We start from the raw sequence: 21,051 nt of genomic DNA on the forward strand, positions 1-21,051 counted from the left end.
CAAAGTCCTACGGTTATCAGCGGTACGGCGCATCGGCGGCGCGAGCGGCGGCGATGTCGTTTTCATAGCGGTCGCCGACCGCCAGCAGCATTTCTTTCGTGTAGTACAAGTCGCCGCGCTTTTCGCCGTGGTATTCCAGCACGTGGGTCTCGACGATCGAATCGACCGGGCACGACTCTTCGCAGAAACCGCAGAAGATGCACTTGGTCAGGTCGATATCGTAGCGCGTCGTGCGGCGCGAACCGTCGTCGCGCATTTCCGACTCGATCGTGATCGCCATCGCCGGGCACACCGCTTCGCACAGCTTGCAGGCGATGCAGCGCTCTTCGCCGTTCGGGTAGCGGCGCAGTGCGTGCAGGCCGCGAAAACGCGGCGACATCGGCGTCTTCTCTTCCGGATACTGCACCGTGATCTTACGAGAAAACATGTACTTGCCGGTCAGGGCCATGCCCTTGATCAGCTCGGTCAGCATCATGCTGCCAAAAAAATCTTTAACGCGATCCATTACTTTTTCCTTACTTCCAAATGTTCCAGGACGTCTGCATCCAGCCTGCGACCAGGACCAGCCAGACCAGGGTCAGCGGAATGAAAATCTTCCAGCCGAGGCGCATGATCTGGTCATACCGGTAACGCGGGAATGTGCCGCGCACCCAGACGAACAGGGAAACGATGAAGAACGTCTTGGCGAACAGCCAGAAAAAGCCGCCAAACGCGCCCCAGAATTCGAGGAACCTGAATGGCGCCGCCCAGCCGCCGAGGAACATGATCGCTGCCAGGCAGCCGATCAGGATCATGTTGGCGTATTCGGCCAGCATGAACATGGCGTACGACATGCCCGAGTATTCGACCATGTGGCCGGCAACGATTTCCGATTCGCCTTCGACGACGTCGAACGGGTGGCGGTTGCACTCGGCAAGACCGGACGTCAGGTAGACCACCAGCAGCGGCAGCAGCGGCAGCCAGTTCCACGACATGAAGTTGACGCCATGCTCGACAAACATGCCGCGGCTCTGGCCGGCAACGATGTCGGAGAAATTCAGGCTGCCCGACACCATCAGCACGACGACCAGCACGAAGCCCATCGGGATTTCGTAGGAAATCATCTGGGCCGAGGCGCGCATCGCGCCCATGAACGAGTACTTCGAGTTCGACGCCCAGCCGGCGATGATGATGCCGTACACTTCCAGCGACGTGATCGCCATCAGCAGCAACAGGCCGGCGTTGACGTTGGCCAGCGCGATCTCGGGACCGAACGGGATCACCGACCAGGCCGCCAGCGCCGGCATGATCGTCATGATCGGGCCGATGATGAACAGGCTGGTGGTGGCCTTGGTCGGCACGACGATTTCCTTGAACAGCAGTTTCAAGGCGTCGGCGATCGGCTGCAAGAGGCCCATCGGACCGACCCGGTTCGGGCCGATACGGATCTGGATCCAGCCGATCAGCTTGCGCTCCCACAAGGTCGCGTAGGCAACCAGGCCCATCAATGGCAGCAGCACGCACATGATCTTGATCATGGTCCATGCCAGCGGCCATACGCCGCCGAGGTAGTTGACGCCGTACGTATTGAGGCTAACGATAAAGTCGTTCATTACGCGCCCTTCCCTGCTTTTTCAACCTGGATTGCACCGAACATCGCGCCCAGCATGCTGGTGCTCGGGTGCGCCGCGGCGACCCGCACGGCATTCGCCGGCAAGGTCTTGTCGATGGCGGCAACCAGCAGCGCCGAACCGGTGCCCTGCGTGACCTTGACGGTATCGCCGGCAACCACGCCCAGCTGCGCGGCCAGCGCGGCCGGCAGGTGCGCCAGCGGCGCTTGCGCGTCGGCGGTGCGTTGCAGCGGCTCGGAGCGGCGCGCGATGGCGTCGGCAAAATAGATCGGCACGTCGGTGACGCGCTCGAGCGCGCTGCCGTCGCCGAACGTTGCGGCGGTGGCGGCAATGGTCGACACGTTCGACAGCTTCGCCGAAAGATCGGTCACGCCCTTGCCGAGCACTTCGTCGCGGATCGCTTCGGACGTGTCGTAGTCGAAACCGGTCAGGCCGAGCAGGTTGCCCAGCACGCGCAGCACCTTCCAGGCCGGACGGGCTTCGCCGAGCGGCTTGACGGTGCCGTTGAAACTTTGCGCGCGGCCTTCGCAGTTGACGAAGGTGCCGGCGGTCTCGCTGAACGGCGCGATCGGCAGCAGCACGTCGGCGTAGTCCATGCCGTGCTTGAAAGCGCTCATGACGACGACCATCTCGGCGGCGTCGAGCGCGGCGCGGGCTTGCTGCGGGTTGGCGCAGTCGAGCTCCGGCTCGGCGTTGAGCAGCACGTAGGCTTTCTTCGGCTCGGCAAACACCGGCTTGGCATTCTTGGCCGCCGCGCCGGCGAGATAACCGCCGACGGTGTTGGCGGCGTCGACCAGGTAGCCGAGCTTGGCGCCGGTCAGTTCAGCGATCAGCTGGGCGGCGGCGTGGATGGCGGACGCCTGCGGATGCTGCACGGCGGCGTTGCCGAGCAGGATCACGGACGGCAGCTTGGCCTCGCCGGTGAACAGGCTGGCGGCCATTTTGGTGGCGGACTCGGACGGCTTGACCTGGTCGTACGCCGGCACGGACGCGCCGGCCGCCTTGGCCACCGCGGCGGCCAGGTCGCTCAATGCGGCCAGCCAGTCGGACGGCGCGGCGATCATCTTGTTCGCCACCGGCATCAACAGCTCTTCATCGGCGCCGTGCAGCACCGACAGCTTGGCGCCGCTCTTGACCGCGGCGCGCAGGCGCGTGGCGACCAGCGGATGGTCCTTGCGCAGGAACGAGCCGATGACCAGCGCGCGCTTGACGTTCGACAGGTCGGCAATCGGCATGCCGAGCCAAGGCGTGACCTGGCCGTCGTTGGCGAAGTCGGTCTGGCGCAGGCGGAATTCGACGTTCTCGGAACCGAGGCCGCGCATGGCTTTCGCCAGCAGGTGCAGTTCTTCGGTCGTCGAGTGCGGCGTGGCGACGGCGGCGATCGCGTCGGCGCCGTGTTCATGCTTGATGTTGCGCAGGCCATGGGCGATGTATTCGAGCGCGGTCTGCCAGTCGGTCTGGGCCCACTGGCCGCCCTGCTTGATCATCGGCGACGTCAGGCGGTCGGCGTTGTCGAGGCCTTCGTACGAAAAGCGGTCCTTGTCGGACAGCCAGCATTCGTTGATCGCGTCGTTTTCCAGCGGCAGCACGCGCATGACCTTGCCGGCCTTGACCTGAACGATCAGGTTCGAGCCGAGCGAATCGTGCGGGCTGACCGACTTGCGGCGCGACAGTTCCCAGGTACGGGCCTGGTAGCGGAACGGCTTGCTGGTCAGCGCGCCGACCGGGCACAGGTCGATCATGTTGCCCGAAACTTCCGAGTCGACGGTCTTGCCGACGAACGAGGTGATTTCGGCGTGTTCGCCGCGGCCAAGCATGCCAAGTTCCATCTGGCCGGCTACTTCCTGGCCGAAACGCACGCAGCGGGTGCAGTGGATGCAGCGGGTCATCTCGGCCATCGAGATCAGCGGGCCGGCGTCTTTCGGCGGCACGACGCGTTTTTCTTCGGCGTAGCGCGAATCGGACTTGCCGTAACCGACCGCCAGGTCCTGGAGCTGGCATTCGCCGCCCTGGTCGCAGATCGGGCAATCGAGCGGGTGGTTAATGAGCAGGAATTCCATCACGGACTTCTGCGCCTGCACCGCTTTTTCGCTGTTCGAGCGCACGATCATGCCGGCCGAGACCGGCGTGGCGCAAGCCGGCAAAGGCTTCGGCGCCTTCTCGACTTCGACCAGGCACATGCGGCAGTTGGCCGCAATCGACAATTTCTTGTGATAGCAGAAGTGCGGGATGTAGGTCCCGAGCTTGTTGGCAGCATCCATCACCATGGAACCTGGTGGGACTTCTACCTTCTTACCGTCAATTTCAATTTCAACCATGAGATTTCTCTGGCCTTAAATATATGCGGGCACGAGGCAATGCTTGTGCTCGATGTGGTATTCGAATTCTTCGCGGAAGTTCTTGATCATCGCCTGCACCGGCATCGCGGCCGCATCGCCGAGCGCGCAGATGGTGCGGCCCTTGATGTTGTCGGCGATCTGGTTCAGCAAATCCATGTCTTCCGGACGGCCCTGGCCGTGCTCGATGCGGTGCACCATGCGGTACATCCAGCCGGTGCCTTCGCGGCACGGCGTGCACTGGCCGCACGATTCCTCGTAGTAGAAGTACGACAGGCGCAGCAGCGACTTGACCATGCAGCGCGTCTCGTCCATGACGATCACGGCGCCCGAGCCGAGCATCGAGCCGGCCTTGGCGATCGAATCGTAGTCGAGATCGGTCTCCATCATGAGCTCGCCGCGCACCACCGGCGCGGACGAGCCGCCAGGAATGACAGCCTTGATCTTTTTGCCGCCGCGCATGCCGCCGGCCAGCTCCATCAGGGTCGCGAACGGCGTGCCCATCGGAACTTCGTAATTGCCCGGCAGGTTGACGTCGCCGGAGATCGAGAAGATCTTCGAGCCGCCATTGTTCGGCTTGCCCAGCGCCAGGTAGTTCTCCGCGCCCATGTTCAGCAGAAACGGTACCGCGGCGAAGGTCTCGGTGTTGTTGATCGTCGTCGGCTTGCCGTACAGGCCGAACGAGGCCGGGAACGGCGGCTTGAAGCGCGGCTGGCCCTTCTTGCCTTCGAGCGACTCGAGCAGCGCGGTTTCTTCGCCGCAGATGTAGGCGCCGTAACCGTGCGCGGCGTGCAGCTGGAAGTTGAACTCGCTGCCCATGATCTTGTCGCCGAGGAAACCGGCGGCGCGCGCCTCTTCCAGCGCTTCTTCGAACAACTCGTACTCGGCCCAGATTTCACCGTGGATGTAGTTGTAGCCGACCGTGATGCCCATCGCGTAGGCGCCGATGGCCATGCCTTCGATCAGCGCATGCGGATTGTAGCGAATGATGTCGCGGTCCTTGAACGTGCCCGGCTCGCCTTCGTCGGTATTGCAGACGAGGTATTTCTGGCCCGGGAACTGGCGCGGCATGAAGCTCCACTTCAGGCCGGTCGGGAAACCGGCGCCGCCGCGCCCGCGCAGGCCCGACGCCTTCAGGTCGGCGATGATCTGTTCCGGCGTGATCTTTTCGTCGAGGATGCGGCGCAGCGCGCTGTAGCCGCCGCGCTTGACGTAGTCGTTCAGGTGCCAGTTGGCGCCGTCCAGGTCTTTCAGGATCAGCGGCTTGATGTGTCGGTCGTGCAGGCTGGTCATTTGTTCAGTTCCTCTACCAGGGCGTCGATCTTGTCGTCGCTCATGAACGAATGCATGTGGTGATTGTTGACGATCATGACCGGCGCGTCGCCGCAGGCGCCCATGCACTCGCCTTCGACCAGGGTGAATTTGCCGTCGGCGGTGGTTTCGCGGAAACCGATGCCGAGCTTGGCCTGCAGGCGCTTGGCGGCGTCGACGCCACCCGACAGCGCGCATGGCAGGTTGGTGCAGACGGAAATCTTGTGCTTGCCGACCGGCTTGACGTTGTACATGTTGTAGAACGTGGCCACTTCCTGCACGGCGATGGCCGGCATGCCGATGTAGTCGGCAATTTCCTGCATGGTGTCCGGCGCCAGCCAGCCCAGTTCGACCTGGGCGTGGGCCAGCGCGGCCATCACGGCCGACTGCCGCTGGTCGGCCGGGTACTTGGCCAGCTCGCGGTCAATTTTTTTGTAGCAATGCTCAGATAACAACATGGTTCTGCCCTAAATGTGCAACCGCTTAGCGATCGATACTGCCGAATACGATGTCTTGCGTTCCGATGATGGTGACGGCGTCGGCGATCATGTGGCCGCGCGCCATCTCGTCCAGGCTCTGCAGGTGCGCGTAGTCCGGGGCGCGGATCTTCAGGCGGTACGGCTTGTTGGCGCCGTCCGAGACGATGTAGATGCCGAACTCGCCCTTCGGGTGCTCGACCGCGGCGTAGGCTTCGCCGGACGGCACGTGCATGCCTTCGGTAAACAGCTTGAAGTGGTGAATCAGCGATTCCATGTTCGACTTCATGTCGACGCGCGACGGCGGCGCGATCTTGTGGTTGTCGATCATCACCGGCAGGCCCGGGTTGGCGCGCAGCCAGGCCGACGCTTGCTTGATGATGCGGTTCGACTGGCGCATCTCTTCCACGCGCACCAGGTAGCGGTCATAGCAGTCGCCGTTGGTGCCGACCGGGATGTCGAATTCCATCTTGTCGTACACCGCGTACGGCTGGGTCTTGCGCAGATCCCACTCGACGCCGGAGCCGCGCAGCATGGCGCCGGTAAAGCCCATGGCCTTGGCCGCTTCGGGCGACACCACGCCAATGCCGACGGTGCGCTGCTTCCAGATGCGGTTGTCGGTCAGCAGGGTTTCGTATTCGTCGACGTAAGTGACAAAACGCTTCGAGAAATCGTCGATGAAGTCGAGCAGCGAGCCCTGGCGCGCTTCGTTGAGCGCGTCGATGGCCTTGGCGCTGCGGATGATCGAGGCCTTGTGCTTCGGCATCGCGTCCGGCAGGTCGCGGTAGACGCCGCCAGGGCGGTAGTAGGCCGCGTGCATGCGCGCGCCCGACACCGCTTCGTAGACGTCGAACAAGTCTTCGCGGTCGCGGAAGGCGTACAGGAACGGGCCCATGGCGCCGACGTCGAGCGCGTGCGCCCCTAACCACATCAGGTGGTTCAGCAAGCGCGTGATCTCGTCGAACATGACGCGGATGTACTGGGCGCGGATCGGCGCTTCGACGCCGAGCAACTTTTCGATCGCCAGCACGTAGGCGTGCTCGTTGGCCATCATCGACACATAGTCGAGGCGGTCCATGTACGGCACCGACTGCAGGTAGGTGCGCGTCTCGGCCAGCTTCTCGGTGGCGCGGTGCAGCAGGCCAATGTGCGGGTCGGCGCGCTGGATCACTTCGCCGTCGAGTTCGAGCACCAGGCGCAGCACGCCGTGCGCTGCCGGGTGCTGGGGTCCGAAGTTCAGCGTGTAATTTTTAAGTTCAGCCATTATTTCATCCCGTAGGAGTCTTCGCGGATCACGCGCGGAATGATTTCGCGCGGCTCGATCGTCACGGGTTGGTAGATCACACGTTTCTGCTCGGGGTCGTAACGCATCTCGACGTAGCCGGTGACCGGGAAGTCCTTGCGGAACGGATGGCCGATGAAACCGTAGTCGGTGAGGATGCGGCGCAGGTCGTTGTGGCCTTCGAACAGGATGCCGAACAGGTCGAACGCTTCGCGCTCGTACCAGTTGGCGGCGCGCCAGATGCCGACCACCGAGGCCAGCACCGGCATGTCGTCGTCTTGAGCGAACACGCGCACGCGCACGCGCCAGTTGTGCTCGAGCGACAGCAGGTGCGACGTCGCGGCAAAACGCAGGCCGTCCCACGCGCCTTCGCCATAGGTCGAATAGTCGACGCCGCACAGGTCGAGCAGCTGCTCGAACCTGAGCGCGGGATCGTCGCGCAGCGCCAGCATCGTTTCGAGGTAGTCGGCAGCCTTGACCACCAGCGTCACTTCGCCGAGCGCGGTCGTCAGGCTGACGCGCTCGCCCAGCACGGAGGCCAGGGTCGAGGCGAGTTTTTCAAGTTTGGTCGTCATGTTTTAGCGGGCGATGGTGTTGGTGCGCTTGATCTTGTTCTGCAGCTGCAGGATCCCGTACAGCAGCGCCTCGGCGGTCGGCGGGCAGCCCGGGACGTAGACGTCGACCGGGACGATGCGGTCGCATCCGCGCACCACCGAGTAGGAGTAGTGATAGTAGCCGCCGCCGTTGGCGCAGGAACCCATCGAGATGACCCAGCGCGGCTCGGGCATCTGGTCGTAGACCTTGCGCAGCGCCGGCGCCATCTTGTTGCACAGCGTGCCAGCAACGATCATGACGTCGGACTGGCGCGGCGACGGCCGGAACACGACGCCGAAGCGGTCCATGTCGTAGCGGGCGGCGCCGGTGTGCATCATTTCGACGGCGCAGCAAGCCAGGCCGAACGTCATCGGAAACATCGATCCGGTGCGGGCCCAGTTGATCAGCTTGTCGGCTGTGGTGGTAATGAAACCTTCGTTAAAAACGCCTTCAATAGACATGGCTCACTCCCAATCAAGGGCACCTTTCTTCCAGATATACCAAAACCCGACCACGAATTCGGCGATGAAGACCATCATCGTGACAAACCCGGACCAGCCGAGCTCCTTCATCGAGACGCCCCATGGAAAGAAGAATGCCGTTTCCAGGTCAAATAAAATGAACAGAATCGCGACCAGATAGTACCGGACGTCGAATTTCATGCGTGCGTCTTCGAACGCTTCGAAGCCGCACTCGTACGGCGACAATTTGGCCGCGTCAGGCTTGTTCGGACCAAGCAGGTAGCCGAGCACCTGCGGCACCACGCCGACGGCGATGCCGACCAGGATGAACATCAATACGGGGAAATAATTTTCGAGGTTCACGGTTGATGAGCCTATGTTGAATGATCGGTTAATGAACCACTGCTGCTGCAGCGCCCTATCGCGCGACCCTGGCTTGAAGCCTACCACCAGGATCGTCGACGACTGATCCTCGTAAAAAAGCCAGCTCAGGCGCACAGCCCTTGCTGGCTTCTAAATTTCTTGGTGCCGACGGCGAGACTCGAACTCGCACAGGATTGCTCCCACTACCCCCTCAAGATAGCGTGTCTACCAATTTCACCACGTCGGCATCTCTGAGACCGCTATTCTAACCCGCCGTAGCACTATTTTTCAATGCTAAAGTTGCGCTTGAACAGGGAAACACGGGTAAATCTGTAAATCTTTTATTACACGGCCAAACATTGCGCCGCTACTGCTGAAACTATGTGCAGATTACTTCGGAATCTGGTTCACCGGCGCCGCTGGTGCCGGCGCAGCCGCAGGCACACCGGTGCTAGCTGGCGCTGGCGCCTGCGCTGCCGGGGCAGGCGCGGTGGTCACCGGCACGCCCGAGCTGGTCACTGGGGCTTTGGCAGGAACGGTGGCGCGCTCCATCACGCCGCCGCCGGTATCGACGACGCGGTTGGAGCCGAAGTACGCCAGCGCCAGGGTCGAGGCAAAAAAGATCGCCGCAGCCACGCCGGTCGACTTCGACATGAAGTTCGACGAGCCGGTGGCGCCGAACAGGCTGCCCGACGCGCCCGAGCCGAAGGCGGCGCCCATGTCGGCGCCCTTACCGTGCTGCAGCAGCACCAGGGCGATGATGATCAGGGCTGACAGAACCTGTACGACGACGACCAGATTGAACAAGGTGTTCATTGCTATTCCATTCCAAGTTTGATTTACGGACTAAAGACTACTATTTGCTAATTCAGTTGGCGGCGTTGACGATGGCCAGGAAATCGGCCGCCTTCAGTGCTGCCCCGCCGATCAGGCCGCCGTCGATATCTGGCTGGGCCATCAATTCGCTGGCGTTGTCGGGCTTCATGCTGCCGCCGTACAAGATCTGTACTGTGACGGCGGCCACTTCATTCTTTTGCTTCAGTTGCGCACGCAGCTGCGCGTGCACTTCCTGGGCCATTGCCGGCGTTGCCGTCTTGCCGGTGCCGATCGCCCATACCGGCTCGTAGGCCAGCACGATGCGCGCGATGTCGGCGTCGCCCAGCAAGGCCAGCACGGCGCCGAGCTGGCCCGACACGACGGCGGCAGTCTGGCCGGCTTCGCGTTCGGCCAGCGTTTCGCCAACGCAAACGATCGGCGTCAGGCCTGCCACCAGTGCTGCGACAGCCTTCTGGGCCACAAGTTCACTGGTCTCGGCGTGATAGGCGCGGCGCTCGGAGTGGCCGACGATGACGTAGCTGCAGGCAAAATCGGCCAGCATTGCCGCCGACACTTCGCCGGTGTAGGCGCCGCCGGCATGCGCCGACACGTCCTGCGCGCCCCACGCTAGCGCGCCGCCGGCCAGGGCTGCTTCGCACTGCGCCAGGTACGGCGCCGGCGCGCACACCGCGCAGGCCGCTTGTGCGCCCGTGACGCCCGCGGAAATACCGGAGAGCAGCGCGGCGTTCGACGCCTTGCTGCCATTCATTTTCCAATTGCCGACGACGAGTTTGCGACGCATAGTAGCCCAGATTTGATTAACCCGCTATTTTAACCGTCGTTCCCATACTGGTCAAACAATGGCAGGGCCTGCCCGGAAAACTGCGCGAATATTACGCCCGCACATCTATATGTCCGGCCGGCAGCCGATTCCCGCCCATCCTTAGACCTACCGCAAGCTCCCCGGCGGTGCCATCTTGATCGGCCTACATCAGCGACGTAAATTCGACCCAGGAGTGACGATTCAACCAACGGGGGCTGATCATGACGGGGCTTTTGCGGTGGACGCGCGGCAGCGCGCTGGTAGCGGCGGCGGCCATCGCGGCCATGCTTTGCTTGGTACAGGCGCCGGCCGGCGCGCAGGACGCGCAGGAGGCGGGGGCGTGGCGTGGCGAACGGTGGGTGGGCACCTTCGGCAAGGCGCCGGCCGGCCCGCCGCAGGACGTCGACACCCAGGTGCTGACCAACCAGACGGTGCGGCTGGTGGCGCACACCAGCGTCGGCGGCAACCGCGTGCGGATCCGGCTGTCCAACGAAATGGGCACGACCGCGCTGCAGATCGGCGCGGCCAGTGTGGCGCTGCGCCAAGGCAGCACCGGCTACCAGATCGTCGCCGGCAGCAACCGCGCGCTGACGTTCGGCGGCGCCGCCTCCGTGACAATTCCGCCCGGCGCGCCAGTGCTCAGCGACCCGGTCAACCTCAGCTTTTCGGCGCTGGCGGACCTGGCCATCAGCATCCACCTGCCGGCGTCGACGCGCCTGACCACGGTGCACCCGAACGCCCTGCAGACGGTCTACATCTCGACGGCGGGCAACTACACCGGCGGCGGCGCTTTTCCGCTGTCGCGCGCGACGTGGTGGTGGCCGTTCCTGACCGAGGTGCAGGTGGCGGGGACCGGCGCGGCCATCGTCGCCCTCGGCGACTCGATCACCGACGGCAGCCGCGGCACCAACGACAGCAACAACCGCTGGCCCGACTGGCTGGCGCGGCGGCTGCAGGGCACGCCCGACAGCGGCGGCATCAACGCCACGCTTGGCGTCGTCAACCGCGGCATTTCCGGCAACCGCCTGTTTACCAGCACGACGCTCGGTTCGCTGGCCGGGCGCAGCGGCCTCGAGCGTTTCGACCGCGATGTGCTGGCGACCGGCGGCGTGCGCTACCTGATCATGGCGCTCGGCATCAACGACATCGGCTACGCGTCGTCGTCGTCGCCGATGACGGCGGCCACCTTCATCAGCGGCTACCGCCAGGTGATCGCGCGCGCGCATGCGCGCGGCATCGCGGTGATCGGCGCCACGCTGGGGCCGTTCCAGGGGTCGGGCTATTATTCGGCGTCGAAGGATACGGTGCGCCAGGCCATCAACAACTGGATTCGCACCACGACCGAGCTCGACGGCGTGATCGACTTCGACCGTGCGTTGCAGAATCCGTCCAATCCGCTCGCGCTGCGCCCCGGCTACGACAGCGGCGACCGGCTCCATCCGAACAATTACGGCTACCAGGCGATGGGCAATGCGATTTCACTGGAGTTGTTCCGCTCGCACCTGAACGTGACGGCGGCGGCGAACGACGCGGCCCCTGCCCCGGCCGCGGCGCTGGCGCAGTAGCGCTTGACCGGCTCAGGAGGTGCTGGCGCCGGTACGCGACCTGGTCGGCAGCGGCGTGCCGACGCGCCAGGCGCGCGCCATCGCCTGCGCTTCTTCGATCTGCTCCTGGGTCATGCGGCGGGCGATGGCGGCGCGCTGCTCGGCGGCGTTGGTGTTGCCGCTGGCCGAGGCGAGGTTCCACAGCATGTAGGCCAGCACCACGTCCTGCGGCATGCCGGCCTGGTGGTAGCGGTACATCAGGCCGATGGCGTACTGGGCGTCGGCGTGGCCCTGCTCGGCCGCCTTGCGAAACCACGACACCGCCAGCTTATGGTCGAGCGGTACCGAGTTGCCGGTGTAGTACATCGCGCCGACCACGTACTGCGCGTCGGCCTTGCCCTGCATGGCCGCCTTGCGGTGCCACTGCATCGCCTGCTTGTAGTCGCGTTCGACGCCCTGGCCCATGTAATACATCAGCCCGAGCAAGTGCTGGGCGTCCCGGTGGCCGGCCTTGGCGAGCGGCGTGACTTCGTTCAACGCCTGCGCATAATTGCGCGCGTTGTACGCGTTCGCCCCTTCGGCAAAGCCGGCCATCGCGCTGGCGTGCACGCCGAGCGCGAATGAAATCGCAACAAATATTTTTTTCATGTCTCTTGGTGAAACCCAGGTTCCCAATTTCTTATTATTCGACGCTTCTGTGTATTTTCCGTGTGCTTTGTGCTCGTCGGCCGACTATTTCCAGCTCACCTTGCCAAGGCCGTCGACGCTGACGCTGCGGTGCTGCGGCTTGCCGTACACCGTCACCGAACCGAGGCCAGACACGCTCAGTGTCGCGCTCTGGCGCGCGGTGATTTTCGCGTTGCCAAGCCCGCTTAGCTCCAGCGTCACCGCCTCGACCTCGAACTGCCTGGCGTCGAGCCCACCCAGTCCGCCCATGTTCGCCTTCATCCACTTGCTGCGCCCTGCCAATGTGACGTAGCCGGCGCCGCGCAAGTTCAAGTCAAGGCCGTCGCTGTTGACGCCCTGAATGTTCATGCTGCCGACGCCGCCGAGCGTGGCGTTGACGACCTTGAAGTCGCCCACCACCTTCATCGAGCCGGCGCCGTCGAGCGTGAGGTCCAGTTCGTCGCCGGTGAAGCCAGCCACCTCGGTCGAGCCGACGCTTTCGGACGACACTTCGCGCAGCTTCGGCAAGGTCAGTTCGGCGCGCAGGCGCGAGCGGCTGAACTTGAAGTCGTGGCTTTCGGTATCGATGACGAGGGTGTCGCCGCTTTGGATAGTGGTCGTCCTGGCCAGGTGGCGGCTGTCGCCGCTGAGCACCAGCAGCGCCACCGGGCCTTGCTTGAGCCTGACGTCGATGACGCCGTCGATCTTGACGCGCACCACGCGCGCATCGATGGCGCGCGTCTCGCTGACGTGTTCGTCCGCCGCCAGCGCCGTCGTCGAGACCAGCGCGCAAAACGCCGCGCCGCACATGCCCAAGTTGAGAATCCGGTTCATTACACTCTACAATATGTTGTTATTATTTGATTCTCAGCCTGCTGGCGAGTCGCCGTAACACTACCAGCAACTTGCTCGTTAATCCAGATATTGCCATGGTGTGACTATAACTACAGCGCCCTGTCCGCTCCAGCAAATTGCGATGAAATGCATATTTGGCTACCTGGGCTACACAAAAGCAGGAATAGCGGGCCAATCGCGCTGTAAGTGAATTGCCCGTTACATTTCGCGTATATTCGCGCCCAGCTCGTGCTGTACGCTGAGGCATAGCATGACCAGAGATCCCAGACGCGATCCGCGCCCAACACCAATAGGAGAGCAAGCATGATCGACACCCCGCAGATCGTCCAATGGGACCGGCAGCTTACCGCCGCGGTCCACCTCACCATTCCGCGCAACGGGATCCAGCAAGCGTTCGGGCCGGCCGTCGCCGAACTGCTCGGCGTGCTGGGCGCGCAAGGGCAGGCGCCGGCCGGCCCTTTGCTCAGCTACCACGTCAACATGCCACGCGAGGTGTTCGACTTCGACATCGCGTTTCCAGTCGCGCAGGAAATTGAGCCGAGCGGGCGCGTCGTCGGCAGCGAAGTGCCTGCGTTCAAGGTTGCGCGCGCGGTGTATCGCGGCCCGATGGAGGGCCTCGGTTCGGCATGGGGTGAGTTGCGCGAATGGGTAGCGGCGAACGGCCACGCGGCGCAACACCAGATGTTCGAACGCTACCTGGTCGGACCGGGCGACACGCCCGACCCGGCGGCTTGGCAGACCGAGCTGAACTGGCCTGTTGAAGACTAGCTTCTGACAGCCCGGCGCCTCAGTGCGCCAGCGAGCTGCTCAGCGCCTCTTGCACCAGCTTGTCGATTTCGGACGTGACGTTGGTCATCGTGCTGGCGACCACGGCGAATTCGCGGCCGGCCGTGCCGGCGCGCGCGGCGACGATCTGCGCGTTGAAGGCGACCATGCGGGCATGCCTGGCGATGGTTTTAATATCGCCCATCAACTCCTGCAGCTGGCGCTTCTGGGCGTGGGCATGGCGCTTCGATTGCTCTTCGTAGACCAGCGTCAATCCGTTGAGAACGCTCAGCAGCGGCGTCGCGCCGCGCACCAGTTCGTCGAGCAGGCCCGGCGCGCCGCGGCCGTTGCCGACGATCGCATCGAGCGTGGCCTCGGCCAGTGCAATGAAGTCGCGGATCACCTTGTCGCCTTGCAAGGTGCCGAAATAGGCGTCGCGCAGCTGGCTGCAGAACACGCCAGGCAAGGCGCCCCTGCCTTCGATCAGCACGGTGTGGGCATCGCTGAACAAGGCCAGCGTCTCGCGCGCAGTGGCGACCGCGCCGTGATGGCCCATCGAGGCGAGCACGGCGTACAGCACCACGCGCTGCGACGTGAAGCGGCGCCGGCCGGACAGGTTGATCAGGGCGCCGAACACATCCCCTGACAAATGCACGTCGGCGGTTGCTGTCTCGGCGTTCGGTGCAATGGAAATACTAAGCTGGGCTGTCATGGTGGGCTCCGTCCGGGGATGCAGGGATACAAGAGTTAACGCATGTTCCGTGCCAGCAAATACAGCCGCTTTAGCGGCGCCGCCTCACCAAGTTGGCGCACGATCTACCGGCGCGGCACCGAATCGGACCGGGCGTGCCCGAAAACGGCGGTGTTGCATGATCACTTCAACACTTCGCGTATTTCCAGTTGCGTCGCTTCGGTCTTCACGTCTTCCAGCTTGATTTTTTGACGGCGCCGACGGCAGCGCGGATACTGTCGGACATTGCCGCCCTCTCCCCTTTTCCATGACTGCAGCGCTTTTCCCTTCGTACGACGCGATCATTGTCGGCAGCGGCCCCGGCGGCGCTAGCGTTGCGCGCCAGCTCGCGCGCGGGGGCTGGCGCGTGCTGGTGCTCGAACAAGGCAGCGCCGCGCCGCTGGCCGGCACGCTGGGCCAGATGGCGAAGATGGCGGCGGTGCCCGGCAAAGGCGTGTTCATACAGCGCGACGCGTCGCTGCTGGTGCAGGGCGTCACCGCCGGCGGCAGTTCGGCCATCAATTTCGCCACCGCCGCCGATCCGCCGCTGGCGATGTTCGCCGACTACGGCATCGACCTGGCGCCGGCGCTGCGCCGCCTGCGCGCCGAGCTGCCGATCGGGCCGCTTCCGGACAAGCTGGTCGGTCCGATGGCGTCGCGCATCATGACGGGCGCGCGCGCGATCGGGCTCAACTGGCAAAAGCTCGACAAAATGATCCGGCCGCAGATTTGCCGGGCCGGCTGCTGGCGTTGCGCGTATGGCTGCCCGTTCGGCGCCAAATGGAGCGCGCGCGATTTTCTCGACGAAGCCGGCCAGCACGGCGCACAGTTGCTCGACCGCGCCAGGGTGCTGAAGGTGCTGATCAAAGAAGGCCGCGCCACCGGCGTCGAGTTCGTGCGCGGCGGCGAAGTGCAACAGGTCAAGGCGCCGGTCGTCGTGCTGGCTGGCGGCGGCGTCGGCAGTGCGCGGCTGCTGCACAGTTCAGGATTGCGATCGCGCGAGAGCAGCTTCTTCAACGATCCGGTCATCGCCGTGATGGGCACGGTCGACGACATCGACGGCGGTGCCGAAGTGCCGATGGCGGCCGGCGCGCGCTGGGATGACGACGGCATCACGCTGGCCGACATGACCTTGCCGGCGCCGATGTACCAGGGCTTCACGGCCCAGGTCGGCCGGCTCGACCGGCTGCTGGCGCATCGCCGCACGCTCAGCATCATGGTCAAGATCCGCGACGAGATCGGCGGCGCGGTCGGCCCGCGCTGGGCCAGCAAGGGTCTGCAGCCATCGGACCGCAAGAAGTTCGATACCGGCGTGGGCCTGGCGCGCGACGTGCTGGCCGCCGCCGGCGCGACGCATGTATTCCAGAGCCACCACTTCGCCGCACACCCGGGCGGCAGCGTGCGAATCGGCGACGGCGTCGACGCCAATCTGGAAGCCGGCGCGGCGAATCTGTTTGTCTGCGACGCGTCCGTCATTCCGCGCGCCTGGGGACTTCCGCCAACACTGACGCTCTTGTCACTCGGCGTGCGGCTCGGCGATCACCTACTCGCTCGGTGAACGCTCACCGGGCAGCTGCGCGCTCGCCAGATGATTCAGACTGATCCCATGCTCAGCGGGTTGAAACAGCCGGCGGCTGCAGCACCTCTTCGCCACTTGCCTGCATATCCGCGACTGCTTCCGAGACGATCCGCCGGATCCCGCTGAAAGCCTCCTCCTGTGTCGGCGCGAGCCAAGACAAAGATGGGAATTCTACGCACAACCCAACATGCTCGCCGTCCTCGTCTGACCAGGCCAACGGTATGTGTAATGATCATTTTCCATTGTATGCCCCTTCAGCTTTCGATCGCGAGTAGCACTTGCTTTACCTGGTAAGCCTTGGCTCGCCCTCGATTGCTCTGAATATTCACGCGGATCACCAGGCCACGGTGTCTTGAAAAAGAGCGTGACTGGTGCCAGACTGGCGCGGTGGCCCAAAATATTCTACGCAGATTCTTAACAAGTCGGAAAAGCGTACATTCGCCGGCGCGCGAGACATTTGTTCAAGAATTTTTGCAGAGCGCGCCATCGGAAGATCGTACGTAATAATGGTAGCAACAGCGGCACTACCGGTCAAATTCGCGTCGAAAAAAAACCGCCAGGGCTTGCGCGCTGGCGGTTTTTCATTCGGCCGAAGCCGAAGCGATGCGAATTACGCTGCAGGTGCTGCGGCGCCTTCGGCACCTTCAGCTGCCTTCATCGACAGCTTCAAACGGCCGCGGTCATCGGTCTCGAGGACCTTGACGCGCACTGCCTGGCCTTCTTTCAGGTAGTCGGCAACGGCGTTGACACGCTCGTTGGCGATCTGCGAGATGTGCAGCAGGCCGTCCTTGCCTGGCATGACCTGGACGATCGCGCCGAAGTCGAGCAGCTTGAGCACGACGCCGTCGTAGGTCTTGCCCACTTCGACCGATGCGGTCAGCTCTTCGATGCGGCGCTTGGCTTCCTGGCCGGCAGCAGCGTCGACCGAAGCGATGGTGACTACGCCTTCGTCGCTGATGTCGATCTGTGTGCCGGTCTCTTCGGTCAGCGCGCGGATGACGGCGCCGCCCTTGCCGATGACGTCACGGATCTTCTCCGGGTTGATCTTGATGGTGATCAGGCGCGGTGCGAAGTCCGACAGTTCGGTCTTCACGTGCGGCATCGCCTTCTGCATCTCGCCGAGGATGTGGTGGCGCGCTTCCTTGGCTTGCGCCAGTGCCACTTGCATGATCTCTTTGGTGATGCCCATGATCTTGATGTCCATCTGCAGCGCGGTAATGCCTTCAGGCGTACCGGCTACCTTGAAGTCCATGTCGCCGAGGTGGTCTTCGTCGCCGAGGATGTCGGTCAGCACGGCGAACTTGCCGCCTTCCTTGATCAGGCCCATCGCGATGCCGGCGACGTGCGCCTTCATCGGCACGCCGGCGTCCATCAGTGCCAGGCAACCGCCGCACACCGATGCCATCGACGAGGAACCGTTCGATTCGGTAATTTCCGATACCAGACGCACCGAGTAGCTGAAGTCTTCCGGGTTAGGCAACGCTGCCAGCAGCGCGCGTTTGGCCAGGCGGCCGTGGCCGATCTCGCGGCGCTTCGGCGTACCGACGCGGCCGGTTTCGCCGGTGGCGAACGGAGGCATGTTGTAATGCAGCATGAAGGAGTCGGTGTACTCGCCCATCAGCGCATCGATCTTCTGGCTGTCGCGCGCGGTGCCGAGCGTGGCAACGACGAGCGCCTGCGTTTCGCCGCGGGTGAACAGGGCCGAACCGTGGGTGCGTGGCAGCACGCTGGTACGGATCTCGATCGGACGCACGGTGCGGGTGTCGCGGCCGTCGATGCGTGGCTCGCCGTTCAGGATCTGCGAACGCACGACCGACGCTTCGATGTCGAACAGGATATTGCCGACTTCCGAGCTGTCGATGTCGCCCAGGTTGTTGGCGGCCGATTCAGCCGTCAGGGCGGCGACCACTTCCGAGAACGCCGACTTCAGCTTGGCGGTACGCGCCTGCTTGTCCTTGGTCTGGTAGGCATCGTTGATCTTGGCGTCGGCGAAGCCCTTGACGCGGGCGATCAGCGCTTCGTTCTTGGCAGGCGGAGTCCACTCGACTTCCGGCTTGCCGCCGTCGCGCACCAGTTCATGGATCGCGTCGATGACCGCTTTCATCTGGTCGTGGCCGAAGACGACGGCGCCGAGCATGATTTCTTCGGACAGCTGCTGCGCTTCGGACTCGACCATCAGGACGGCCGTTTCGGTACCGGCGACGACCAGATCCATCTGGCTCGTCTTGAGCTGGGTGGTGGTCGGGTTCAGGATGTACTGGCCATTGGCGTAACCGACGCGGGCGGCGCCGATCGGGCCGGAGAACGGCACGCCGGAGACGCACAGCGCGGCCGATGCGCCGATCATGGCGGCGATGTCCGGGTCGATCTCAGGATTGACCGACAGCACGTGGATGATGATCTGGACTTCGTTCAGGTAGCCTTCCGGGAACAGCGGACGGATCGGACGGTCGATCAGGCGCGACGTCAGCGTTTCCTTTTCCGAAGGACGGCCTTCGCGCTTGAAGAAGCCGCCCGGGATCTTGCCGGCAGCGTAGGTCTTCTCGACGTAGTCAACGGTCAGCGGGAAAAAGTCCTGGCCTGGCTTGGCGTCCTTGCGCGCGACGACAGTCGCCAGCACGACGGTGTCGTCGATCGACACCAGCACCGCGCCGGATGCCTGGCGAGCGATCTCGCCGGTCTCCAGGGTGACCGTGTGCTGACCGTACTGGAACGTTTTCGTAACTTTGTTAAACATGGGTAATCCCTTTCTATTTGCCGACAGATTTTCAGGGGCTGTCGTTCACCTCACCACAGGCAAGTGCAACCTTGCCTTTACTGCTTTAATGCAACTTTAATACTATTCAGAAATGCAAAATGCCCGCGACAGTCAGACTGACGCAGGCATTTTCGTTTAAATCGGGAGCGGCAAAAATTACTTGCGCAGGCCGAGTTTAGCGATCAGATCGCGATAACGGGCAGCGTCTTTGCTTTTCAGGTAGGACAGCAGGCTCTTACGACGGTTGACCATCATGATCAGGCCGCGGCGCGAGTGGTGATCTTTCGCGTGGGCTTTGAAGTGGCCGTTCAGTTCGTTGATGCGCGCGGTCAGCAGTGCGACCTGGACTTCTGGCGAACCGGTGTCGTTTTGAGCACGGGCGTTGTCCGCGATAATCGCGGCTTTGTTGATGTTTTCTACGGTCATGATATTACCTTTCACATGCGGTGCAAGAGTCGCAACCCAGCGCACCGTGAACTTCGATTGACAAGCTGGTCCAAACGACCAGACCCGCTAGTATATGCGAAAACTGTTCGTGCAGCCAGTGCTCAATGCGCCTGAGTCGGGCATGATAGGATTTTTGCAGCTTTTTGGGGTAAGTCACCATGCGAAACCTGATACAAGCATCCATTTTGACCGCGCTGCTCGCCGGCTGCGCCAGCCTGTCCGGCCCGCCCTTGCTGCCGGGCGACTCGATCGACACCGTCAAGCTCAAGCTGGGCGAACCGACGTCGTCGTATTCGGCCGGCCCTGAGCAGCTGCTCGAATACGCCAAGGGGCCGATGGGCCAGACCACGTGGATGGCGCACATCGGCGCCGACGGCCGGCTCACGCGCCTGGAACAGGTGCTGACGGGTGAAAAATTCGCCACCATCAAAGTCGGTTCGGCAAGGCACGAGGACGTGCTGCGCGCCGTCGGCCGGCCGGCCGAGAAATCGTACCTGGCGCTGCGCGACTTCGAGGTCTGGTCGTACCGCTACAAGGAGGCCGGCGTGTGGAATTCGATGATGCACGTGCACTTCGACCGCGCCGGCGTGGTGCAGATGATGCAAAACGGCCCGGATCCGATGTACGAGGAAAGGCGCTTTTTCCGCTAGCGGTGCGTCGAGCGTCAACGTCAGTACACGTCACCGCACCCCGACGTAGCGTCCTTAGCTGCGATCGCTCGGGTCGATCGGCTCGGCGTCGGTCTGCACGATGCTTACCGGCTTGCCCTTTGCCAGGCGCCACAGGTACACCGCGTAGCCGGATAAACCGTAGGCGACGAAAATCGGCCACAGCACTTTCGGCGGATCGATCGACACCAGCGCGAACGCCAGCGCAATCAGGAACACCGCGATGAACGGCACCGATTTGCGGAAATTGACGTCCTTGAAGCTGTAGAAAGGCACGTTGGTGACCATCGTCAGGCCGGCGAACAGCGCGATGCCGAACGAGATCCACGACATCTGCATGCCGCTTACTTCGAGGTCCGTCATCATCAAGATGAAGCCGGCGACGATGGCCGCCGCGGCAGGGCTTGGCAAGCCCTGGAAGTAGCGCTTGTCGACCACTTCGATGTTGGTGTTGAAGCGCGCCAGCCGGCACGCGGCGCCGGCGCAATAGACAAAGGCGGCGATCCAGCCGAGCTTGCCGAGCCCGCGCAGCGACCACTCGTAGATCACCAGCGCCGGCGCGGCGCCGAACGACACCATGTCGGACAGGCTGTCGTACTGGGCGCCGAATTCGGACTGGGTGTTGGTCAGGCGCGCGACGCGACCGTCGAGGGCGTCGAGCACCATGGCCACAAAAATGGCCCAGGTGGCATGCTCGAAACGCTGGTTCATCGCCATCACGATGGCGTAGAAGCCGCAGAACAGCGCCGCGGTGGTGAACGCGTTGGGCAACAGGTAAATCCCGCGCCGGCGCACCGGATTGCCGCTGGCGTCAAATTTTTGCCGGCCGATTTTGCCGAAGCGCGACAGTTTTTTGGCGCCGGGTTTCCGGCGGCGGGGGAATGTGGGCATAAGTTTCCGTTTCTAGTGTAGGCGCGTCGTTACCACCCTATTATAGTAGGCTAACGAAATACATAGCGAACCGTTA

At 63.4% G+C, this 21,051-nt stretch carries 22 protein-coding genes and 1 tRNA gene; 5 read left to right on the top strand and 18 right to left on the bottom strand.

Annotated elements, in window-relative coordinates:
- Positions 1 to 16: 16 nt before the first annotated feature.
- From nuoI to tpiA, 12 genes are all read right to left on the bottom strand, one after another.
- Complete coding sequence (gene nuoI / locus CR105_RS14625) at positions 17 to 505, bottom strand: NADH-quinone oxidoreductase subunit NuoI (protein WP_099789260.1); 489 nt, start codon at positions 503 to 505, stop codon at positions 17 to 19.
- 10 nt (positions 506 to 515) lie between these two features.
- Positions 516 to 1,592 (bottom strand): NADH-quinone oxidoreductase subunit NuoH, encoded by a 1,077-nt coding sequence (gene nuoH, locus CR105_RS14630; protein ID WP_099789262.1) that lies wholly within the window; start codon positions 1,590 to 1,592, stop codon positions 516 to 518.
- Positions 1,592 to 3,928, bottom strand: coding sequence for an NADH-quinone oxidoreductase subunit NuoG (gene nuoG, locus CR105_RS14635; RefSeq protein WP_099789264.1), 2,337 nt, complete (start codon positions 3,926 to 3,928; stop codon positions 1,592 to 1,594). The genes nuoH and nuoG overlap by 1 nt, the downstream gene beginning before the upstream one ends.
- Before the next feature lie 15 nt (positions 3,929 to 3,943).
- Positions 3,944 to 5,239: an NADH-quinone oxidoreductase subunit NuoF gene (gene nuoF, locus CR105_RS14640; protein ID WP_099789266.1), complete on the bottom strand. Its 1,296-nt coding sequence runs from the start codon at positions 5,237 to 5,239 to the stop codon at positions 3,944 to 3,946.
- Positions 5,236 to 5,715: an NADH-quinone oxidoreductase subunit NuoE gene (nuoE, locus tag CR105_RS14645; protein ID WP_099789268.1), complete on the bottom strand. Its 480-nt coding sequence runs from the start codon at positions 5,713 to 5,715 to the stop codon at positions 5,236 to 5,238. Before nuoE ends, nuoF begins: the two co-directional genes overlap by 4 nt.
- A gap of 25 nt (positions 5,716 to 5,740) precedes the next feature.
- Positions 5,741 to 6,997, bottom strand: coding sequence for an NADH-quinone oxidoreductase subunit D (locus tag CR105_RS14650; protein WP_099789270.1), 1,257 nt, complete (start codon positions 6,995 to 6,997; stop codon positions 5,741 to 5,743).
- Positions 6,997 to 7,590, bottom strand: coding sequence for an NADH-quinone oxidoreductase subunit C (locus CR105_RS14655; protein WP_099789272.1), 594 nt, complete (start codon positions 7,588 to 7,590; stop codon positions 6,997 to 6,999). Before CR105_RS14655 ends, CR105_RS14650 begins: the two co-directional genes overlap by 1 nt.
- Positions 7,591 to 7,593: 3 nt before the next feature.
- Positions 7,594 to 8,070: a NuoB/complex I 20 kDa subunit family protein gene (locus CR105_RS28355; RefSeq protein ID WP_131021719.1), complete on the bottom strand. Its 477-nt coding sequence runs from the start codon at positions 8,068 to 8,070 to the stop codon at positions 7,594 to 7,596.
- 3 nt (positions 8,071 to 8,073) lie between these two features.
- On the bottom strand, positions 8,074 to 8,433 hold the full coding sequence (locus CR105_RS28360; RefSeq protein WP_131021724.1) for an NADH-quinone oxidoreductase subunit A: 360 nt from the start codon (positions 8,431 to 8,433) through the stop codon (positions 8,074 to 8,076).
- Between the two features lie 160 nt (positions 8,434 to 8,593).
- Positions 8,594 to 8,680: transfer RNA gene (locus CR105_RS14665), tRNA-Leu, on the bottom strand.
- Positions 8,681 to 8,823: 143 nt separating this feature from the next.
- Entirely contained in the window at positions 8,824 to 9,249 is a 426-nt protein-coding gene (gene secG, locus CR105_RS14670) for a preprotein translocase subunit SecG (RefSeq protein ID WP_099789274.1), read from the bottom strand.
- Positions 9,250 to 9,301: 52 nt separating this feature from the next.
- Positions 9,302 to 10,051, bottom strand: coding sequence for a triose-phosphate isomerase (tpiA, locus tag CR105_RS14675; protein ID WP_099789276.1), 750 nt, complete (start codon positions 10,049 to 10,051; stop codon positions 9,302 to 9,304).
- A gap of 242 nt (positions 10,052 to 10,293) precedes the next feature.
- Here tpiA and CR105_RS14680 point away from each other — a divergent pair, with 242 nt between their 5' ends.
- Entirely contained in the window at positions 10,294 to 11,637 is a 1,344-nt protein-coding gene (locus CR105_RS14680; protein ID WP_099789278.1) for an SGNH/GDSL hydrolase family protein, read from the top strand.
- A 12-nt stretch (positions 11,638 to 11,649) separates the two neighbouring features.
- On the opposite strand, the gene CR105_RS14685 is transcribed toward CR105_RS14680, so the two are convergent.
- Complete coding sequence (locus tag CR105_RS14685; RefSeq protein WP_099789280.1) at positions 11,650 to 12,264, bottom strand: tetratricopeptide repeat protein; 615 nt, start codon at positions 12,262 to 12,264, stop codon at positions 11,650 to 11,652.
- Positions 12,265 to 12,348: 84 nt separating this feature from the next.
- On the bottom strand, positions 12,349 to 13,116 hold the full coding sequence (locus CR105_RS14690; RefSeq protein WP_099789282.1) for a GIN domain-containing protein: 768 nt from the start codon (positions 13,114 to 13,116) through the stop codon (positions 12,349 to 12,351).
- A 324-nt stretch (positions 13,117 to 13,440) separates the two neighbouring features.
- Here CR105_RS14690 and CR105_RS14695 point away from each other — a divergent pair, with 324 nt between their 5' ends.
- Positions 13,441 to 13,905 (top strand): GyrI-like domain-containing protein, encoded by a 465-nt coding sequence (locus CR105_RS14695; protein WP_099789284.1) that lies wholly within the window; start codon positions 13,441 to 13,443, stop codon positions 13,903 to 13,905.
- Positions 13,906 to 13,924: 19 nt separating this feature from the next.
- Here the strand turns inward: CR105_RS14695 and CR105_RS14700 are convergent, their stop codons facing one another.
- A complete protein-coding gene (locus CR105_RS14700; RefSeq protein ID WP_099789286.1) occupies positions 13,925 to 14,614 on the bottom strand; it encodes a methyl-accepting chemotaxis protein in 690 nt (229 codons plus the stop codon).
- 42 nt (positions 14,615 to 14,656) lie between these two features.
- On the opposite strand from CR105_RS14700, the gene CR105_RS27820 reads away from it, so the two are divergent.
- Both CR105_RS27820 and CR105_RS14705 read left to right on the top strand, forming a co-directional pair.
- Positions 14,657 to 14,845: a hypothetical protein gene (locus CR105_RS27820; protein WP_131021718.1), complete on the top strand. Its 189-nt coding sequence runs from the start codon at positions 14,657 to 14,659 to the stop codon at positions 14,843 to 14,845.
- 55 nt (positions 14,846 to 14,900) lie between these two features.
- A complete protein-coding gene (locus tag CR105_RS14705) occupies positions 14,901 to 16,190 on the top strand; it encodes a GMC family oxidoreductase N-terminal domain-containing protein (RefSeq protein WP_099789288.1) in 1,290 nt (429 codons plus the stop codon).
- A 631-nt stretch (positions 16,191 to 16,821) separates the two neighbouring features.
- Here CR105_RS14705 and pnp read toward each other — a convergent pair.
- Together pnp and rpsO are read right to left on the bottom strand one after the other, a co-directional pair.
- On the bottom strand, positions 16,822 to 18,948 hold the full coding sequence (gene pnp / locus CR105_RS14720) for a polyribonucleotide nucleotidyltransferase (RefSeq protein ID WP_099789290.1): 2,127 nt from the start codon (positions 18,946 to 18,948) through the stop codon (positions 16,822 to 16,824).
- A gap of 177 nt (positions 18,949 to 19,125) precedes the next feature.
- Positions 19,126 to 19,395, bottom strand: coding sequence for a 30S ribosomal protein S15 (rpsO, locus tag CR105_RS14725; RefSeq protein ID WP_099789292.1), 270 nt, complete (start codon positions 19,393 to 19,395; stop codon positions 19,126 to 19,128).
- A gap of 179 nt (positions 19,396 to 19,574) precedes the next feature.
- On the opposite strand from rpsO, the gene CR105_RS14730 reads away from it, so the two are divergent.
- The gene (locus CR105_RS14730; protein ID WP_099789294.1) at positions 19,575 to 20,066 is read left to right on the top strand and encodes a hypothetical protein; all 492 of its coding nucleotides are present in this window, start codon (positions 19,575 to 19,577) and stop codon (positions 20,064 to 20,066) included.
- 54 nt (positions 20,067 to 20,120) lie between these two features.
- Here the strand turns inward: CR105_RS14730 and pssA are convergent, their stop codons facing one another.
- Positions 20,121 to 20,975 carry a CDP-diacylglycerol--serine O-phosphatidyltransferase gene (gene pssA / locus CR105_RS14735; protein WP_099789296.1) on the bottom strand — a complete coding sequence of 285 codons (855 nt, stop codon included), beginning with the start codon at positions 20,973 to 20,975 and terminating at the stop codon, positions 20,121 to 20,123.
- Positions 20,976 to 21,051: the final 76 nt, after the last annotated feature.

Origin of the sequence: Massilia eurypsychrophila, assembly GCF_002760655.1 — a bacterium.
GTDB lineage: Bacteria > Pseudomonadota > Gammaproteobacteria > Burkholderiales > Burkholderiaceae_D > JAFCUW01.

Coding starts and splice junctions, on each gene's coding strand:
- nuoI (WP_099789260.1), bottom strand. CDS start 505: ATGGATCGCGTTAAAGATTTTTTTGGCAGCATGATGCTGACCGAGCTG.
- nuoH (WP_099789262.1), bottom strand. CDS start 1,592: ATGAACGACTTTATCGTTAGCCTCAATACGTACGGCGTCAACTACCTC.
- nuoG (WP_099789264.1), bottom strand. CDS start 3,928: ATGGTTGAAATTGAAATTGACGGTAAGAAGGTAGAAGTCCCACCAGGT.
- nuoF (WP_099789266.1), bottom strand. CDS start 5,239: ATGACCAGCCTGCACGACCGACACATCAAGCCGCTGATCCTGAAAGAC.
- nuoE (WP_099789268.1), bottom strand. CDS start 5,715: ATGTTGTTATCTGAGCATTGCTACAAAAAAATTGACCGCGAGCTGGCC.
- CR105_RS14650 (WP_099789270.1), bottom strand. CDS start 6,997: ATGGCTGAACTTAAAAATTACACGCTGAACTTCGGACCCCAGCACCCG.
- CR105_RS14655 (WP_099789272.1), bottom strand. CDS start 7,590: ATGACGACCAAACTTGAAAAACTCGCCTCGACCCTGGCCTCCGTGCTG.
- CR105_RS28355 (WP_131021719.1), bottom strand. CDS start 8,070: ATGTCTATTGAAGGCGTTTTTAACGAAGGTTTCATTACCACCACAGCC.
- secG (WP_099789274.1), bottom strand. CDS start 9,249: ATGAACACCTTGTTCAATCTGGTCGTCGTCGTACAGGTTCTGTCAGCC.
- tpiA (WP_099789276.1), bottom strand. CDS start 10,051: ATGCGTCGCAAACTCGTCGTCGGCAATTGGAAAATGAATGGCAGCAAG.
- CR105_RS14680 (WP_099789278.1), top strand. CDS start 10,294: ATGACGGGGCTTTTGCGGTGGACGCGCGGCAGCGCGCTGGTAGCGGCG.
- CR105_RS14685 (WP_099789280.1), bottom strand. CDS start 12,264: ATGAAAAAAATATTTGTTGCGATTTCATTCGCGCTCGGCGTGCACGCC.
- CR105_RS14690 (WP_099789282.1), bottom strand. CDS start 13,116: ATGAACCGGATTCTCAACTTGGGCATGTGCGGCGCGGCGTTTTGCGCG.
- CR105_RS14695 (WP_099789284.1), top strand. CDS start 13,441: ATGATCGACACCCCGCAGATCGTCCAATGGGACCGGCAGCTTACCGCC.
- CR105_RS14700 (WP_099789286.1), bottom strand. CDS start 14,614: ATGACAGCCCAGCTTAGTATTTCCATTGCACCGAACGCCGAGACAGCA.
- CR105_RS27820 (WP_131021718.1), top strand. CDS start 14,657: ATGTTCCGTGCCAGCAAATACAGCCGCTTTAGCGGCGCCGCCTCACCA.
- CR105_RS14705 (WP_099789288.1), top strand. CDS start 14,901: ATGACTGCAGCGCTTTTCCCTTCGTACGACGCGATCATTGTCGGCAGC.
- pnp (WP_099789290.1), bottom strand. CDS start 18,948: ATGTTTAACAAAGTTACGAAAACGTTCCAGTACGGTCAGCACACGGTC.
- rpsO (WP_099789292.1), bottom strand. CDS start 19,395: ATGACCGTAGAAAACATCAACAAAGCCGCGATTATCGCGGACAACGCC.
- CR105_RS14730 (WP_099789294.1), top strand. CDS start 19,575: ATGCGAAACCTGATACAAGCATCCATTTTGACCGCGCTGCTCGCCGGC.
- pssA (WP_099789296.1), bottom strand. CDS start 20,975: ATGCCCACATTCCCCCGCCGCCGGAAACCCGGCGCCAAAAAACTGTCG.